Genomic DNA, 369 nt, shown 5'->3' with positions numbered 1-369 from the left:
CTTCGCGGGGCGAGAATGCTATTTTCGTAGTATTGCGCAGGCGCGATTGCGCAGCCGCTACCAGTCGGGCTCGATTGGGGTGTCTTCGGAAAAACCTTGCGATCTGGCCTGCGAGAGCGTCTTGGCCGCTGCTTCCCGCAGCGCCGTCGGAAGCCGCTTGAGATGTTCGCCGTCCAGCGGAAGGTTGAGATAGCCGGTGGCAATGCGCGCGGCCACCTCTGCCTGCTCGCGATCCCGAGCCGCCTTGACCGCAGACCGGTCAGGCCGTCTGGCCAGCCAGGCCTTGTGCAGCGCGAATATCCGCGGGTCGATCGTCGGGATGCTTACGGGATAGCCTCGCTCGTCGATCGCCACGGCCTCCATCTTTGG

Annotated in this window: 1 protein-coding gene; it reads right to left on the bottom strand. The window is 64.5% G+C overall.

The window, feature by feature from the left end; translation table 11 throughout:
* Positions 1-57: 57 nt before the first annotated feature.
* The coding region (locus EN852_RS36315; RefSeq protein ID WP_246694520.1) for a GSU2403 family nucleotidyltransferase fold protein at positions 58-369 on the bottom strand (312 nt) is incomplete at its 5' end.

This window comes from Mesorhizobium sp. M2E.F.Ca.ET.209.01.1.1, assembly GCF_004010375.2.
Classification (GTDB): Bacteria; Pseudomonadota; Alphaproteobacteria; order Rhizobiales; family Rhizobiaceae; genus Mesorhizobium.
The sequence above is the reverse complement of the archived record's forward strand: the minus strand, read 5'-3'. Positions and strand labels throughout refer to the sequence as shown.